At 71.4% G+C, this 16424-nt stretch carries 14 protein-coding genes and 4 tRNA genes; 7 read left to right on the forward strand and 11 right to left on the reverse strand.

What is annotated here, in order from left to right:
• The 5 genes from ACZ501_RS18720 to ACZ501_RS18740 form a co-directional block, all read right to left on the reverse strand.
• Positions 1 to 2021: DEAD/DEAH box helicase (locus tag ACZ501_RS18720; RefSeq protein WP_468796677.1), on the reverse strand; the 2021-nt coding region annotated here is incomplete at its 3' end.
• A 318-nt stretch (positions 2022 to 2339) separates the two neighbouring features.
• Entirely contained in the window at positions 2340 to 3011 is a 672-nt protein-coding gene (locus ACZ501_RS18725; RefSeq protein ID WP_468796680.1) for a hypothetical protein, read from the reverse strand.
• Positions 3012 to 3097: 86 nt separating this feature from the next.
• Complete coding sequence (gene crcB, locus ACZ501_RS18730; RefSeq protein ID WP_468796682.1) at positions 3098 to 3472, reverse strand: fluoride efflux transporter CrcB; 375 nt, start codon at positions 3470 to 3472, stop codon at positions 3098 to 3100.
• Positions 3469 to 3945 (reverse strand): FluC/FEX family fluoride channel, encoded by a 477-nt coding sequence (locus ACZ501_RS18735; protein ID WP_362462926.1) that lies wholly within the window; start codon positions 3943 to 3945, stop codon positions 3469 to 3471. The genes crcB and ACZ501_RS18735 overlap by 4 nt, the downstream gene beginning before the upstream one ends.
• Positions 3942 to 4292 (reverse strand): metallopeptidase family protein, encoded by a 351-nt coding sequence (locus ACZ501_RS18740; protein ID WP_361606094.1) that lies wholly within the window; start codon positions 4290 to 4292, stop codon positions 3942 to 3944. The genes ACZ501_RS18735 and ACZ501_RS18740 overlap by 4 nt, the downstream gene beginning before the upstream one ends.
• Positions 4293 to 4418: 126 nt before the next feature.
• On the opposite strand from ACZ501_RS18740, the gene ACZ501_RS18745 reads away from it, so the two are divergent.
• The 3 genes from ACZ501_RS18745 (at position 4419) to ACZ501_RS18755 (ending at position 4699) form a co-directional block, all read left to right on the forward strand.
• Positions 4419 to 4491 (forward strand) — tRNA-Glu (locus ACZ501_RS18745).
• 38 nt (positions 4492 to 4529) lie between these two features.
• Positions 4530 to 4603: transfer RNA gene (locus ACZ501_RS18750), tRNA-Asp, on the forward strand.
• 22 nt (positions 4604 to 4625) lie between these two features.
• Positions 4626 to 4699, forward strand: a tRNA-Phe gene (locus ACZ501_RS18755).
• A 40-nt stretch (positions 4700 to 4739) separates the two neighbouring features.
• On the opposite strand, the gene ACZ501_RS18760 is transcribed toward ACZ501_RS18755, so the two are convergent.
• The 3 genes from ACZ501_RS18760 to ACZ501_RS18770 are packed head-to-tail and all read right to left on the reverse strand — an operon-like array spanning position 4740 to position 6512.
• Positions 4740 to 5576: a cytochrome c biogenesis CcdA family protein gene (locus ACZ501_RS18760; protein WP_468796685.1), complete on the reverse strand. Its 837-nt coding sequence runs from the start codon at positions 5574 to 5576 to the stop codon at positions 4740 to 4742.
• Positions 5573 to 6286 (reverse strand): DsbA family protein, encoded by a 714-nt coding sequence (locus ACZ501_RS18765; protein WP_468796688.1) that lies wholly within the window; start codon positions 6284 to 6286, stop codon positions 5573 to 5575. The genes ACZ501_RS18760 and ACZ501_RS18765 overlap by 4 nt, the downstream gene beginning before the upstream one ends.
• A 58-nt stretch (positions 6287 to 6344) precedes the next feature.
• A complete protein-coding gene (locus tag ACZ501_RS18770) occupies positions 6345 to 6512 on the reverse strand; it encodes a hypothetical protein (protein WP_468796691.1) in 168 nt (55 codons plus the stop codon).
• 489 nt (positions 6513 to 7001) lie between these two features.
• Between ACZ501_RS18770 and hrpA the strand changes: the two genes are divergently transcribed.
• Both hrpA and ACZ501_RS18780 read left to right on the forward strand, forming a co-directional pair.
• Positions 7002 to 10925 (forward strand): ATP-dependent RNA helicase HrpA, encoded by a 3924-nt coding sequence (gene hrpA / locus ACZ501_RS18775; RefSeq protein ID WP_468796694.1) that lies wholly within the window; start codon positions 7002 to 7004, stop codon positions 10923 to 10925.
• Positions 10926 to 10996: 71 nt separating this feature from the next.
• A tRNA-Asp gene (locus tag ACZ501_RS18780) sits at positions 10997 to 11070 on the forward strand.
• A gap of 621 nt (positions 11071 to 11691) precedes the next feature.
• Here the strand turns inward: ACZ501_RS18780 and bldC are convergent.
• Together bldC and ACZ501_RS18790 are read right to left on the reverse strand one after the other, a co-directional pair.
• Complete coding sequence (gene bldC / locus ACZ501_RS18785; protein WP_003949541.1) at positions 11692 to 11898, reverse strand: developmental transcriptional regulator BldC; 207 nt, start codon at positions 11896 to 11898, stop codon at positions 11692 to 11694.
• A 609-nt stretch (positions 11899 to 12507) separates the two neighbouring features.
• A complete protein-coding gene (locus ACZ501_RS18790; protein WP_468796697.1) occupies positions 12508 to 13341 on the reverse strand; it encodes a DUF8083 family protein in 834 nt (277 codons plus the stop codon).
• A gap of 184 nt (positions 13342 to 13525) precedes the next feature.
• Here ACZ501_RS18790 and ACZ501_RS18795 point away from each other — a divergent pair, with 184 nt between their 5' ends.
• Both ACZ501_RS18795 and ACZ501_RS18800 read left to right on the forward strand, forming a co-directional pair.
• A complete protein-coding gene (locus ACZ501_RS18795; protein ID WP_468796700.1) occupies positions 13526 to 14635 on the forward strand; it encodes a Leu/Phe/Val dehydrogenase in 1110 nt (369 codons plus the stop codon).
• Positions 14636 to 14910: 275 nt separating this feature from the next.
• Positions 14911 to 15171, forward strand: a complete 261-nt coding sequence (locus ACZ501_RS18800) for a DUF3073 domain-containing protein (RefSeq protein ID WP_361606112.1) — start codon at positions 14911 to 14913, stop codon at positions 15169 to 15171.
• A 115-nt stretch (positions 15172 to 15286) separates the two neighbouring features.
• On the opposite strand, the gene purM is transcribed toward ACZ501_RS18800, so the two are convergent.
• Positions 15287 to 16357, reverse strand: coding sequence for a phosphoribosylformylglycinamidine cyclo-ligase (purM, locus tag ACZ501_RS18805; RefSeq protein WP_361606115.1), 1071 nt, complete (start codon positions 16355 to 16357; stop codon positions 15287 to 15289).
• Positions 16358 to 16424 lie beyond the last annotated feature (67 nt).

The following is a 16424-nucleotide window of genomic DNA, read 5'->3' on the forward strand; positions in this document are numbered from 1 at the left end:
AAACCACCGGACGGACGGTCATCGCGACGGAAGCCGCCACCACGGTTGTCGTCACGACGGTCACCACCGGAACGGAAGCCACCCGACGGACGGTCGTCGCGGCGGAAGCCACCACGGTCGTCACGGTTGAAACCACCGGACGGACGGTCATCGCGACGGAAGCCGCCACCACGGTTGTCGTCACGACGGTCACCACCGGAACGGAAGCCACCCGACGGACGGTCATCGCGGCGGAAGCCACCACGGTCGCCACCGCGGTCGTCACGGTTGAAACCACCGGACGGACGGTCATCGCGACGGAAGCCGCCACTACGGTTGTCGTCACGACGGTCACCACCGGAACGGAAGCCACCCGACGGACGGTCATCGCGGCGGAACCCGCCACGGTCGCCACCGCGGTTGTCGCGGCGCTCGTAGTTGCCCCGGTCGTCGCGGCGCTCGAAGGTGCGCTCCTGGGCGACGGGCTCGACGACGGCGGCCACGGCCTCGGCCAGCTCGGCCTCGGCGGCCTCGACGACCTCGGCGACGGCGGCCTCCGGGTCCTCACCGCGCTCGCGGGCGGAGCGGGCGACGAGGCGGTCGGCCTCCTCGCGCAGCTCGGCGGCGCGACGGGTCGCGCGCTCCAGCTGCTTGGTCAGGTCGGCGACCTCGCGCTCGGCCTGCTTGGCGGCGTTGTTCGCGGAGTCGGCCTGGACCTCGGTGAGCGAGCGCGCACCGGTGATCTCGGCGACCTCCGGGTCGAACGCGCCGGCGCCCTGGACGATGTGGCGCGAGGCGTCGACGCCCGCGTCCTCCATCAGGCGGAAGATCTGGCGGCGCTGGTGCGGCAGGGCCAGGGAGACGACCACACCGGACTTGCCGGCACGGGCGGTACGGCCCGAGCGGTGCAGGTAGTCCTTGTGGTCGCCGGCCGGGTCCACGTTGAGGACGAGGTCGATGCCGTCCACGTGGATGCCGCGGGCGGCGACGTCGGTGGCGACGAGCGCGTTGACGTAGCCGTCCTTGAAGTCCGCGAGGACGCGGGTGCGGGCGCCCTGCGTCATGCCGCCGTGCAGCGCGTCGGCCTTCACGCCCGACTCGACGAGCTGCTCGGCGATGCGGTCGGCGCCCAGCTGGGTGCGGACGAAGATGATGGTGCGGCCCTTGCGGGCGGCGATGGCGGCCGTGACCGGCGCCTTGTCCTTCGGCTTCACGACGAGGACGTGGTGCGTCATGGTCGTGACGTTGCCCTGGGCGCTGTCGACCTCGTGCGTGACGGGGTTGGACAGGTAGCGCTTGACCAGGGTGCCGATCTCGTTCTCCATGGTGGCGGAGAAGAGCATGCGCTGGCCGCCGCCGGGGATCTGGTCGAGCAGCTCGGTGACCTCGGGCAGGAAGCCCAGGTCGGCCATCTGGTCGGCCTCGTCGAGAACCGCGACCTGGACGTTGGCCAGGGAGCAGGCGCCGCGGTTGATGATGTCGCGCAGGCGGCCGGGGGTGGCGACGAGGACGTCGACACCGCGCTCCAGGGCGTAGATCTGGTTGCTCATGGAGGTACCGCCGCAGACGACCTTCATCTTCAGGCCGAGGACGTCGCCGTAGGGCTGGAGGGCGTCCGCGACCTGCATCGCGAGCTCACGCGTCGGCGTGAGGATGATGGCGCGGGGCTTCTTCTTCTCGGTGTGGCCGCCGGCCAGCGAGGCCAGGGTCGGCAGACCGAAGGAGAGGGTCTTGCCGGAGCCGGTGCGGCCGCGGCCGAGGATGTCCTTGCCGGCCAGGGCGTCCGGGATGGTCGCGGCCTGGATCGGGAAGGGGGTGGTGACGCCGTTCTGCGCGAGCTTGCGCACCACGCCCTCGGGCAGACCGAGGTCCGCGAAGGTGATGGTGGGCTCGGCGTCGGAGGCGCCGTCTTCGTCGTTCACGTCGCCGGTCACGTCGGCCTCGAGGGCCTCGATGATCTCGTCCGCCTCGATGGCGTCCATCGCCTCGGTGACCGCGAGGGTCTCGGCGTCGACGATGTCGGTGGTGTCGTTCTCGGGCATGACGGAACGGTCAGAACTGGAAATGGACATGCGAAATGCGAAACCTTCCGGAGTCTCGGCACGCGCCCAAACTCCGTGAATCGCAAATCGACCGCCTCAATGCGGTCAGCCACGGCTAGGGAGAGTACGCGCCACACGGCGCTCTTCGGATTCGGCGCCGGGCAATGGGATCAAACGATCTATAACCATACGCACCCTCCCGGGGGTCTGGCAAGTCGCTCCCCCGACACCACCGCTGACCTGCTGCGATGAAGCCGGGACGAGTGACGCGAACCCCGGCAAGGGCCGCCCGACGCCCGGAACGGGGCAGACCAGCCGCTACACGACGCTCGGTCCCGGACCCGGGTCGGACGGCCCGCTCGGTGTGGGTTCCGTCACAGGGGGCGTGGGTTCCCCGGTCGGCGTGGTCGTTCCGCCCGTACCGCCGGAGCCGCCGGAACCGCCCGTCCCGCCGGAGCCGCCCGAGCCGGAGCCGCCGGATCCGGACCCCGAGCCGGACCCCGAGCCCGAGCCGGATCCCGCGCCGCCGGCCGCCGACCCCGTACCGCCCGCGCCCGAGCCGGAGCCCGATCCGCCCGCCGCGGATCCCGAGCCGCCGGCGCCCGTACCTCCGCCGGACGGCACCTGGCCGCCCTGCCCGCCCGCGCCGCCGCCCGGGCCGGCCGACGGCGAGGGCTGCCCGGGCTTCGCGGGCGCCCCGGGGCCGGGGGAGGCCCCGGTGGCCCCGGAGGCCTTCCCGGGCTCGCCGGACTTGCCCGCCTGGTTCCCCGTGGCGTCCTTCACGCCGTGGCCGTTGCCGTGGACCCCGGAGCCGTGCCCGCCGGCGGCCGCCCCGGCGGGCCCGCCCGCGCCCTTGCCGCCCACCGAAGCGGCGGGCCCCGGCTTCGCGGCGTCCTCGCCGACGCTCATGCATCCCGCCGTCGCCGCGACGGCGAGCGCGGAGACGGCCAGTCTCAGGGACGCGGACAGGGAAGCGGTCAAAGGGCGCACGGGGGCACCTCCGGAGCACTGCGGCGGGGTCCGCGATGAGCGGGTCAATGAGCCCAACTCCCTTTACCCCGTAAGAGACACGCCCCTTACGCGAACAGCTCTCGCGCCACCTGCGACCCGAGCGTCACCGCGCCCAGCCCGGCCAGCACCGAGGCGGCGACGTTCGCCACGGCGAGGAACCGCCGCCCGCGCTCGGCCAGCCGCAGGGTCTCGTACGAGAAGGTCGAGTAGGTGCTCAGCGCCCCGCACAGCCCCGTCCCGAGCAGCAGGCCCAGCCGCGAGGAGCCCGCCCCGGCCAGCGCCGCCCCCGCCAGCACCCCGAGCAGCAGACAGGCGCAAACGTTGACCACGAAGGTCCCCCACGGGAAGAAGGAGTCGTGCCGCGCCTGCACCGCCCGGTCCGCCAGGTACCGCAGCGGCGCCCCGACGACGGCGCCCGCCACCACCAGCAGCCAGTTCACCGGCCCGCCCGCGCGAGCGCGGCCCGCGTCGCCGAGGCCGCCGCCCAGACCGCGCCCAGCGCCGCCGCCACGGTCAGCCCGGCGTACGCCAGCGCCGTCCCCGCCTCCCCCTCGTCCAGCAGCCGGGAGAAGTCCAGGGCGTAGGTGGAGAAGGTGGTGAACCCGCCGAGCACGCCCACCCCCGCGAACGGCCGCAGCAGCGGATGCGGCGCGCTCCGTCCGCCTTCGCTGATCAGCGCCATCAGTACGCCGATCAGCGCGCAGCCCGCGACGTTGGTCCAGAAGGTGGCCCACGGGAAGGCCCCGGGCGCGGCCGGCCACAGCAGGGCCGCCCCGTAGCGCGCCGAGGCGCCGACGGCCCCGCCCGCCGCGACCGCGGCGCACACCCGGCCCTGCGGTTCGGCGCGCTGGGCGGGCACGTGGAGGTCGACGTCGGGGTCGATGGCCTCCGCGCCGGGCAGCGGGCGGGTCACCCGTAACCCAGGGCGTGCAGCCGCTCGTCGTCGATCCCGAAGTGATGGGCGATCTCGTGCACCACCGTCACCTCCGTCTCGGCGACCACGCTCTCCCGGTCCTCGCACATCCGCAACGTGGGGTTCCGGTAGATGGTGATGCGGTCGGGCAGCACTCCGGCGTACCACTCGCCGCGCTCGGTGAGCGGGGTCCCCTCGTACAGCCCGAGCAGCTCGGGATCATGGGCCGGGGGCTCGTCCTCGACGAACACCGCGACGTTGTCCATCAGCCGCGTCAGCTCCGGCGGGATCCGGTCCAGGGCCTCTGCGACGAGCTCCTCGAACTCCTCGCGCGTCATCTCCAGCACCCGGCCATTGTCGCTCCGGCGGGGGCCCTTCCCACCCGTCGGGGGAAACCGTTTTGGCGATACCTCTCCGGATCCCATATGCTTCTCACGTCCCCGACGCGCTGCAAAGTGCCCGGCGGGCCTTTAGCCCTCATCGTCTAGTGGCCCAGGACGCCGCCCTTTCAAGGCGGTAGCACGGGTTCGAATCCCGTTGGGGGTACGCAACACCATGTGCAAGACTTGCTCTTGCACACATAAGGTCCTGTGGAGCAGTTGGTTAGCTCGCCACCCTGTCAAGGTGGAGGTCGCGGGTTCAAGTCCCGTCAGGATCGCTGAGGCTGGAAACAGTCTCGTGGCTGGGTAGCTCAGTTGGTACGAGCGATCGCCTGAAAAGCGATAGGTCGCCGGTTCGACCCCGGCCCCAGCCACAGAAGGAAGGCCCCGTCCTCGGACGGGGCCTTCCGCGTTTCACCCCTCCTGCTCCGCCGCCCGGGCCGTACGCCGCCACCGCACCAGGCCGAAGGCCGTCGCGCCCCCGGCGACCAGCCCCAGCAGCGCCCAGTCCGGCACGGCGTCCGCGACGGAGCCCACCCGGCGCTCGACGGCGTACGAGGCGTCCGCGTCCAGCAGCCCGGGCAGGGCGCTCGCCCCGTCGTACGCCAGGAACAGCGCGCCCAGGGTGATGAAGAACAGCCCGGACAGCAGCGAGGTCGTGTGCAGTTCCAGGGGGCCGAGCCGGAAGGCGCGCCCGCGCAGCCAGCGCCGCCGGCCCAGGTCGAAGCGCTCCCACAGCAGGGCCAGCACGAACAGCGGTACGGCCATGCCCAGCGCGTACACCGCCAGCAGCAGGCCGCCGTAGACGGGGCTGCCGCTGACCGCCGCCACCGTGAGGACGCTGCCGAGGATCGGGCCGGCGCAGAAGCCGGCGAGCCCGTAGACGGCGCCGAGGGCGTAGACCGACAGGGCGGTGACCGGGCGGATCCGCCCGGAGAGCTCCGCGATCCGCCGCGGGGCGAAGCCGAGGCCCAGGATCTGGGCGAGGCCGAGCGCGACGATCAGCCATCCGCCGGCCAGGACGAGCTGGTCGCGGTGCCCGTGGAAGAAGCGGCCCGCGTAGGAGCCCGCCGCGCCCATCGGTACGAGGGTGCTCGCGAGGCCCGCGTAGAAGATCCCGGTGCGTGCCAGGAGCCGTGAGCGGGAGTCGATGGAGTAGGCGAAGAAGGCGGGCAGCAGCAGGGCGCTGCACGGGCTGAGCAGGGCGAGGAGGCCGCCCAGCAGGGCGGCCAGGTATCCGATGCCGGTCACGGCCGCGCCGCCGCCTCGGCCCGGGCGATGGCGGCGGTGAAGGCCTCCAGGGGCTGGGCGCCGGCCAGGGGGCGGCCTCCCACGAGGAAGGAGGGGGTGGACCGGACGCCGATGCGGTAGCCCTCCTCCCGGTCCTTCCTGAGGGCCGCGGCGGCCTGCTCGCCGGCCATGTCCCGCCGGAAGCGCTCCAGGTCCGGGACCCCGGCCTCCCGGGCCAGCTCGGTGAGGCGTTCCTCGCCGAAGCCCTTGGCCTTGGCGTCCGCGGCGTACGCGGCGGTGTGGAAGGCGGTGAACCGGTCCTGCTGTCCGGCGGCCCAGGCGGCCCTGGCGGCGGCCTCGGACTCGGCGCCGAAGATCGGGAAGTTGCGCCACTCGATGCGCAGGGTGCCGTCCTCGACGTACCGCTTCACCAGTTCGGGTTCGGTGTCGCGGGCGAACGTGCCGCAGTAGCCGCACTGGAAGTCCGCGTACTCGATCAGGACGACGGGTGCGTCGGCGCGGCCCAGCGCGAGCTTGTCGCCCGGGTCGCGGCGGGCCAGCGCCGCGAGCTCCGCGGCGGGGTCGGTGCGGGGCGCGGAACCGGAGGAGGCGGTGGTGCCGCGGTGCCTCTCCTCGGGGGCGGTGGCCTGCCAGGAGACCAGTCCGAGGGTGACGGCGGCGAGGGCGACCCCGGCGGAGATCAGCAGGGGTTTGCGGGACGGACGGGACATGCGGGTGCTCCAGAGCTGTTGCGGGTGATGCAGGGGGGACCGGTGGTGCGGCTCTCCCCTACACCCGCAGCACGGACAGCTCGACGGGCGAGGGCGCCGGCCGGTCGGGCCCGCGTACGGGGACCCGGACGCGCGTCGCGAGGTACGGGCGCGCCGGCTCGGGCGCGGGGCGCGCCGCGGGGCCCGGAGCGTGCTCCTGCCCGGCCCGGGGCGGCGCCGCGGGCACGGGGCGGTCCCCCGGCGAGCCCGGATCACAGGAGGGCCCCCGCCCGGGCAACCCAACGGACGCCTCCCCCGCCGCACCCCGCGCCGGCACCACCGAAGCCGAACCGGCCTGCGCCAAGGCCGCCTGCGCAGGTGCAGCCGGGGCCGCCGGTGCCGGGACGGTCCGCGTCCGGAAGGCCGGAGCCGGTGCCGCCAGTGCCGCCGGTGCCGGGACGGTCCGCGTCCGGAAGGCCGGAGCCGGTGCCGCCCCGGCCGTCGGGGGCGCCGGCGGGGCAGGGGCCCGGACCGCCGCCGCCACCGTCACGGCCATCACCAGCAGCGTGAGCAACACCGGCACCGCGGCGGCCCGCAGCCGGCTCGCACGCGGACGACAGGACAAGGGTGGGCTGCCTCTCATACGCGCGACTGGGGGACTCGTCCCGAAATGGTACGGGGAGGGGCACAAATGCGTTCGCCACCCGCCCGGCCCAGGTGAGATCCTCGATCAGGTATGTCTACTTCCTTCGCCGCCCTGCAGACGCTTCTCGGGGAGATCTCCCTCCGCGACGCGCACCGCCTCGGCCGCCGCCTCGAGGGCGCCCGCCGCATCCGCAAGCCCGAGGCCCGGCAGGCCGTGCTCGACGAGATCGCCGCGGAGGCCGAGAAGGCCGCCGCGCGACTGGCCGGCCGTGCCTCGCGCATGCCGGAGGTCACGTATCCCGAGAACCTGCCCGTCAGCCAGAAGAAGGACGAGATCGCCGAGGCGATACGCGACCACCAGGTCGTGATCGTCGCGGGCGAGACCGGCTCCGGCAAGACCACGCAGATCCCCAAGATCTGCATGGAGCTGGGGCGCGGCGTCCGGGGCATGATCGGGCACACCCAGCCCCGGCGGATCGCGGCGCGCACGGTCGCGGAGCGCATCGCGGAGGAGCTGAAGTCGGAGATCGGCCAGACGGTCGGCTGGAAGGTGCGGTTCACCGACCAGGTGGACCAGGACGCGACCTTCGTGAAGCTGATGACGGACGGCATCCTCCTCGCGGAGATCCAGACGGACCGCGAGCTGCGCGCCTACGACACGATCATCATCGACGAGGCGCACGAGCGGTCGCTGAACATCGACTTCCTGCTGGGCTACCTGGCGACGCTGCTGCCCAAGCGCCCCGACCTCAAGGTCGTCATCACCTCCGCGACCATCGACCCGGAGCGGTTCTCCCGCCATTTCGGGGACGCGCCGATCGTCGAGGTCAGCGGCCGCACCTACCCCGTGGAAGTGCGCTACCGCCCCCTCCTGGAGGAGGACAGCGAGGAGAGCGACCGCGACCAGATCACCGCGATCTGCGACGCCGTCGACGAGCTCCAGGGCGAGGGCCCGGGCGACATCCTCGTCTTCCTCTCCGGTGAGCGGGAGATCCGCGACACGGCGGACGCCCTGAACAAGCGGAATCTGCGCTTCACAGAGGTTCTCCCCCTGTACGCGCGGCTCTCGCACGCCGAGCAGCACCGGGTCTTCCAGCAGCACACGGGCCGCCGGATCGTCCTGGCCACCAACGTCGCCGAGACCTCCCTGACGGTCCCCGGCATCAAGTACGTGATCGACCCGGGCACGGCCCGCATCTCCCGCTACAGCCACCGCACGAAGGTGCAGCGGCTGCCGATCGAGCGGATCAGCCAGGCCAGCGCCAACCAGCGCAAGGGCCGCTGCGGCCGCACCAGCGACGGCATCTGCATCCGGCTGTACTCCGAGGACGACTTCAACGCCCGTCCGGAGTTCACGGACGCGGAGATCCTGCGCACCAACCTGGCCTCCGTCATCCTCCAGATGACCGCGGCCGGGCTCGGCGAGATCGAGAAGTTCCCCTTCATCGACCCGCCGGACCACCGCAACATCCGCGACGGCGTCCAGCTCCTCCAGGAGCTCGGGGCACTGGATCCCTCCGAGAAGGACCCCAAGAAGCGGCTCACGCAGATGGGCCGCCAGCTCTCGCAGCTGCCGGTGGACCCGCGCCTGGCCCGCATGGTGGTGGAGGCGGACAAGAACAACTGCGTACGCGAGGTCATGGTCATCGCGGCGGCCCTGTCCATCCAGGACCCGCGCGAGCGGCCGTCGGACAAGCAGACGCAGGCGGACCAGAACCACGCCCGGTTCAAGGACGAGACGAGCGACTTCCTCTCCTTCCTGAACATGTGGCGCTACGTCCGCGAGCAGCAGAAGGAACGCGGCTCGTCCTCCTTCCGCCGGATGTGCAAGCAGGAGTACCTGAACTTCCTGCGGATCCGCGAGTGGCAGGACATCTACGCCCAGCTGCGCTCGGTGGCGAAGACGATGGGCATCCACGTCAACGAGGCCGACGCCTCGGAGACGAACATCCACATCTCGCTGCTGGCCGGCCTGCTGTCGCACATCGGGCTCAAGGACACCGACAAGAACGAGTACCTGGGCGCCCGGTCGGCGAAGTTCGCGGTCTTCCCGGGCTCGGCGCTGTTCAAGAAGCAGCCGAAGTTCCTGATGTCGGCGGAGCTGGTGGAGACCTCCCGGCTGTGGGCGCGGGTGAACGCCAAGGTGGAGCCCGAGTGGGTGGAGCCGCTGGCGCAGCACCTGATCAAGCGCACCTACAGCGAGCCGCACTGGGAGAAGGACCAGGCGGCCGTGATGGCGTACGAGAAGGTCACGCTGTACGGCGTGCCGATCGTCGCGCAGCGGAAGATCAACTACGGCCGGATCGACCCGGAGGTGTCGCGGGAGCTGTTCATCCGCAACGCGCTGGTCGAGGGCGACTGGCGTACGCACCACAAGTTCTACGCCGACAACCGCAAGCTGCTCACCGAGGTCGAGGAGCTGGAGAACCGGGCGCGGCGCCGCGACATCGTCGTGGACGACGAGACCCTGTTCGACTTCTACGACCAGCGCATCCCGGAGCACGTGGTGTCGGGGGCGCACTTCGACTCCTGGTGGAAGCACAAGAAGCGCGAGGAGCCCGAACTCCTCGACTTCGAGCGCGAGATGCTCCTGACGGAGAAGGCGGCCGGGGTCACCAAGGCCGACTATCCGGACACCTGGCGGCAGGGACAGCTGTCGTTCCGGGTGACGTACCAGTTCGAGCCGGGTGCGGACGCGGACGGCGTGACCGTGCACATCCCGCTCCAGGTGCTGAACCAGGTCACCGACGAGGGCTTCGACTGGCAGATCCCGGGCCTGCGCGAGGAGGTCGTCACGGAGCTGATCCGCTCGCTGCCGAAGCCGATCCGCCGGCACTACGTCCCGGCGCCGAACTACGCGACGCGGTTCCTCCAGACGGCCGTTCCCCTCCAGGAGCCGCTGCCGGTGACGCTGGCGCGCGAGTTGCACCGCATGGTGGGGGTCCCGGTGGCGGTGGAGGACTTCGACCTCGGCCGGATCCCCGACCACCTGAAGATCACCTTCCGTATCGTCGACGAACGGCGCCGCAAGATCGCCGAGGACAAGGACCTGGAGTCGCTGCGGCTGAAGCTGAAGCCGAAGGCCCGCCAGGCCCTCTCCAAGGCCGCCGCCGCCACCGCGGAGCGGGCGGGCGGGGAGTCGCTCGAACGCTCGGGGTTGACCGACTGGACGATCGGCACCCTGGTGCGGGTCTTCGAGACCCGGCGGGCGGGCCAGCCGGTGAAGGCGTACCCGGCCCTGGTGGACGACGGGACCAGCGTCTCCGTACGGCTCTTCGACACGGAGGCCGAGCAGCAGCAGGCGATGTGGCTCGGCACGCGGCGCCTGATCCTGCTGAACATCCCGGTGAACCCGGCGAAGTTCGCCTCGGACAAGCTCACCAACCAGCAGAAGCTGGCGCTTTCGCGCAATCCGCACGGCTCCATCCAGGCGCTGTTCGACGACTGCGCCACCGCGGCCGCCGACAAGCTGATCGCCGACCACGGCGGCCCCGCCTGGGACGAGGCGGGCTTCCGCCGGCTGTACGAGGCGGTCCGGGCCGATCTGGTGGACACGACGGTGCGCACCGTCGGGCAGGTGCAGCAGGTCCTGGCGGCGTGGCAGGCCTGCGAGCGGCGGCTGAAGGCGACCGGCAGCCTGGCCCTGATGGCCAACGTCGCGGACGTGAAGGCGCAGTTGGCGGCCCTGGTGCCGGCCGGCTTCGTCACGCTGACCGGCCTGCGCCGGCTGCCGGACCTGATGCGCTATCTGGTGGCGGCCGACCGGCGGCTCCAGCAGATGCCGACGGGCGCCCAGCGCGACACCACGCGCATGGAGAAGGTCCACGAGATGCGGGACGAGTACCTGTGGCTGCTGGAGCAGTTGCCGAAGGGCCGGCCGGTGCCGGAGGCGGTGAAGGAGATCCGCTGGATGATCGAGGAGCTGCGGGTCAGCTACTTCGCGCACGCGCTCGGGACGGCGTACCCCATCTCCGACAAGCGGATCGTGAAGGCGGTGGACGCGGCGGCGCCGTGATCCGGTTCGACCGCACCCCCTGAGCTGCTGTACAGTCTGTTTCGCAGCCACGCCAGTCGGCCGCGAATCAAGGTCCTGTGGAGCAGTTGGTTAGCTCGCCACCCTGTCAAGGTGGAGGTCGCGGGTTCAAGTCCCGTCAGGATCGCAGAAACGTCAGGGCCCGTATTCCGCAAGGGATACGGGCCCTGACGCGTGTCCGGGTACGGGCGAGGCGCCGGGTCCGGGGGCCGGGGACGCGTACCGCTGCCGCCCGCACTCGCGACCGCCCGAGAGCGCGGCGCCCCTGGAGGCCCCGCTGAGGGCCCCGCCGGCCCTCCGGCACGTTCCCGGGCCCCCGGCACGTCCCGCGTCCCTTCCAGGGGCCCTCCAGCGGGGCTCCGGAACACATCGCCCCGTGAGGGAAAATCCCCCGTACGCATGAGGCGCTCCGGGCGGGACATCCGCGCGCCGGGTGCCGTCCCGGATGGACGGGAGTTATCGGTGTGACGGGAGTCACCACATGAGTTTTTGAGACTCTTACTTTTATCGGACCCATACGCACAGTCGATTTAATATGTGCAATGGCACCTCCCGTGCCGGCATCCCGGGAACGACGCCACCCGGGACCGGTTCGGGCATAAAAAAAGACCGCGCTGGACCCGGCGGAGTCCAGCGCGATCGAACGGCAGTGAGCCTGTTGGGGCAGGCCCGGCCGCATGAAGCCATGTGGGTTCATCGGATTGGGGGATCCGACACGTACCCGTTAATGCAGGGGTGCTGCGGGACCTCAGGCCTCGCTGCGCTGCTGCGGAATTCCCGCGAGCAGTGCGCGAACCTCGGCCTCGCGGTAACGGCGGTGTCCACCCAGGGTGCGGATGGACGTGAGCTTGCCAGCCTTGGCCCAGCGGGTGACCGTCTTCGGGTCCACGCGGAACATCGTGGCAACCTCAGCCGGGGTCAGCAGCGGCTCGGCATCAGGGGTGCGAGCGGTCATGAGCGGCCTCCTCGGGAGAACCGAACCATCTCGGTTCTTTCCTCTAAATTCTGCACCTTGGCCCGCGTTGCCCGAAATGGACATACGCAGGCCGAGTCGGTTATAGGACGAACGGCTTGTCCTCGGCACTACAACTACACCATCCGTCCAGCCTCAAGGGCCAAACCGATGGAATTGCCCTCCGAGGTGTTCATCAGCGGCGGAAGCCGATGGACCGCCCTATAACGGACAGTCACCCCACTGTGACGATCAGTCACAGAGCGATCAGGAGTCGTCAGACCCCCCATAGAGTGCAATACCGAGCATTCCGACCATAGTTGGGCGGAAGGAACCCTCCCCGGACTCCTTGTCCTATTTTGGCACGAGGGTAGGGGATGGGCGCAAGGGTGTGGATAGTGCGTTCCGTCACGCTTGGGCCAATGGCCCGTATCGGGACGTAGGTCCTGGAACTAAGACCCTAATGCGGTGATCGAACCCCTGATCTGCGCATTGTGGCCGATCAGCCGATGACAACCGATACGGGCGATACGCGAGGGGTCCGACCGGGTGACGAACGGGATTCGTACATGATCCCCATCGACCCCCGTTCCCGAAAGGCCCCAAGCCCACCTAATTCGCGAAGAGCCTCTCCCGGACCGCCCGCCAGCGCAGCGACAGCTCGGTGTACACCTGCCCGGCACCCTCCCGGTCCCCCGCCCGCAGCGCCGCGATCCCCTCCGCCAGGTCGCGGGCCGACCGGTCCCCGGCCAGGCCGTCAGCCGGCAGCGCGTGCAGCAGCCCCCCGTAATCCAGTTCGACCAGCGAGCGCGGATGGAACTCCTCCAGCCAGCTGCCGACCTCCACCAGCCCCTCCGCCAGGACCCCGTAGCCCTCCGCCGCGCGCAGGGTCCGCAGCGTCCGCGCGAGGCGGCGGCGTGCCTGCACCATCGGCGTCCGGTAGCGCAGCCGTTCGCCCGGCAGGTACTCCCGCTCCTCGTCCGCCACCAGCACGAACCAGCGGAGCGGCACCTGCCACACCCCGGTACGGATCCACGGGCGCGCGTCCGGGTTCCGCTCGCGCCAGGCCTCGTACGCCTCGGCGGCCCGGCGGCGCTGCGCCGGCGGGAGCGCCGCGTCCAGCACCGGGCGCGGGAACTCGGCGACCAGCTCCTGGAGCGCCAGCCAGCCGCGCAGCCGGGTCCGCCAGGGGCAGACCAGCAGCACCCCGTCCAGCTCCGCCGTGAAGGCGTCCCCGCTCTCGTGCGCCGGCACCCCGACGACGGGGACGCGCACCAGATCGGAGAGCGAGCGCCGCAGTTCGTCCTGGGCCGTGGGGACGGTGCCGCGCCGGGCGTAGGCCGCCCAGTGCGTGCGCTCGGGCTCCGCGAAGGCGGCCAGGGGCTCGTACACGCGCAGGTAGGAGGCGTACGGGACGACCGGCCCGGGCCGCGGGGATTCGCTCACGCACCCGTCCTCCCCTCTTTGGCGCTCCGGCTCACCTCCGGGAGGCGGGCAACACGGGAGTGTTCCGATCCCCGGACAGGGGGTACCCCCGCGCGCCGCAGGTCTTACTCTGCTCCCAGTGCGCCCTCCCCCACCCGCAGGGCGGGCGTCTTTCCGCCGCATCTCTTCCATGGGAGTCACCACCGTGACCGAAATGACCGACGGCGTCCTGCACACCCTGTTCCGTTCGGAACAGGGCGGCCACGAGCAAGTCGTGCTGTGCCAGGACCGCGCCACCGGCCTGAAGGCCGTCATCGCCATCCACTCCACCGCCCTGGGTCCCGCCCTCGGCGGCACGCGCTTCCACGCGTACGCCTCGGACGAGGACGCGGTCCGCGACGCGCTGAACCTCTCGCGCGGCATGTCGTACAAGAACGCCCTCGCCGGCCTCGACCTCGGCGGCGGCAAGGCCGTGATCATCGGTGACCCGTCCGTCCTCAAGAGCGAGGAACTCCTGCTGGCCTACGGCCGGTTCGTGGAGTCGCTCGGCGGCCGCTACGTCACCGCCTGCGACGTCGGCACGTACGTCGCGGACATGGACGTCGTCGCCCGCGAGACCCGCTGGGCCACCGGCCGCTCCCCCGAGAACGGCGGCGCCGGCGACTCCTCGGTGCTCACCGCGTACGGCGTCTTCCAGGGCATGCGCGCCAGCGCCCAGCACCTGTGGGGCGACCCCACGCTGCGCGGCCGCAAGGTCGGCGTCGCGGGAGTCGGCAAGGTCGGCCGCCACCTGGTGGGGCACCTGCTGGAGGACGGCGCCGAGGTCGTGATCACGGACGTCCGCTGGGAGTCGGTCCTGGAGATCCTCGACCGCCACCCCGACGGCAAGGTCACCGCGGTCGCCGACACCGAGGCCCTGATCCGCACGGAGGGCCTGGACATCTACGCCCCCTGCGCGCTCGGCGGCGCCCTGAACGACGACTCGGTCCCCGTCCTGACCGCCACGGTCGTGTGCGGCGCCGCGAACAACCAGCTCGCCCACCCGGGCGTCGAGAAGGACCTCGCGGACCGCGGGATCCTCTACGCCCCGGACTACGTCGTCAACGCCGGCGGGGTCATCCAGGTCGCCGACGAGCTGCACGGCTTCGACTTCGACCGGTGCAAGGCGAAGGCCTCGAAGATTTTCGACACCACCCTGGCCATATTCGCACGTGCGAAGGCGGACGGGATCCCGCCGGCCGCCGCGGCCGACCGGATCGCCGAGCAGCGCATGTCCGAGGCGCTCGCCGCCCGCACGGCGGCCCGCACGGCCTAGCCCGCCGGGGACCCGCCGGGGCGCGGCGAGACGGAACTCACTGCGCTTCGGCGGGTCGGCGGCTAGGAAAGCGTTAAAATCGCAGCTGACCAGCGAGTACGGGGTGTCCCGCTGGTCCTGTGGAGAGGCGCGTCATGCGGGCGGCGTACCGTATGGCCGCGGAAGCAGGTACCGTTAAACCCCTGGGACGGTCTCTCCACGGAGAGCCCGCTCCGAACCATGAACGCGTGTCAGACTCTGGGGCCGTCGAGCCCCGTCACCGAGGGGGTCGAGCCATGGGGCGCGGCCGGGCCAAGGCCAAGCAGACAAAGGTCGCCCGCCAGCTGAAGTACAACAGCGGCGGGACTGACCTCTCGCGTCTGGCCAATGAGCTGGGCGCATCGCAGACAGAGCCGCTGCCTATCGGCGCTCCGGTCGAAGTCGATGACGATCTGGACGACGACGACCCGTACGCCAAGTACGCGGATCTGTACAACGATGACGACGAGGACGAGGACGATCAGTCCGGTCCGTCGGCGCACCGTCGCGGGGCTTGACGCACCGCTCCTCTGCACACAGCGTCTGCACCAGCCGGCTGACTGAAGCCGCACTGGTTCGATACATGCCGAAACCCGGCCCGGGGCCTCGCCCCGGACCGGGTTTCAGTGCTGCTCAGACCGCGTAGCTGCCGGTCAGGGTCGCGCCCTCGGCGTGGTCGCCCCGGTCGAGGATCTCGCCGGCGACCCAGGCCTCGACGCCCCGGTCGGCCAGGGTGGTCAGGGCCACGTCCACCGACTCCTGCGGGACCACGGCCATCATGCCGACGCCCATGTTCAGCGTCTTCTCCAGCTCCAGCCGCTCGACGCTGCCGGCCTTGCCGACCAGGTCGAAGACGGCGCCCGGGGTCCAGGTGCCGCGGTCGACCGTCGCGTGCAGGTGGTCCGGGATGACCCGGGCGAGGTTCGCCGCGAGACCGCCGCCGGTGATGTGCGAGTACGCGTGGACCTCGGCCGTACGGGTGAGGGCCAGGCAGTCCAGCGAGTAGATCTTGGTCGGCTCCAGCAGCTCCTCGCCGAGGGTGCGGCCGAACTCCTCGACGTGCTGCTCCAGGGACATCCCGGCCCGGTCGAAGAGGACGTGCCGGACGAGCGAGTACCCGTTCGAGTGAAGGCCGGACGAAGCCATCGCGATGACGGCGTCCCCCGTACGGATGCGATCGGCGCCGAGCAGGCGGTCGTACTCGACCACGCCGGTGCCCGCGCCGGCCACGTCGAAGTCGTCCGGGCCGAGCAGCCCGGGGTGCTCGGCGGTCTCGCCGCCGACCAGGGCGCAGCCGGCGAGGACGCAGCCCTCGGCGATGCCCTTCACGATGGCCGCGACACGCTCGGGGTGCACCTTGCCGACGCAGATGTAGTCCGTCATGAAGAGCGGCTCGGCGCCGCAGACGACGATGTCGTCCATGACCATCGCGACCAGGTCGTGGCCGATGGTGTCGTACACGCCCAGCTGGCGGGCGATGTCCACCTTGGTGCCGACCCCGTCGGTGGCCGAGGCCAGCAGGGGGCGCTCGTAGCGCTTGAGGGCGGAGGCGTCGAAGAGGCCGGCGAAGCCGCCGAGGCCGCCGAGGACCTCGGGGCGCTGCGTCTTCTTCACCCACTCCTTCATCAGCTCGACGGCGCGGTCGCCCGCTTCGATGTCCACGCCTGCGGCTGCGTAGCTGGCACCGGTGGTCTTCTCTGTCATGACAGGAGAGAGCTTTCGTGTCGTTACTGCATGTGGTGCCAGGCCCTGGGAGAAGCCTCAAAGACAG

Source organism: Streptomyces sp. NPDC034085 (assembly GCF_055575555.1).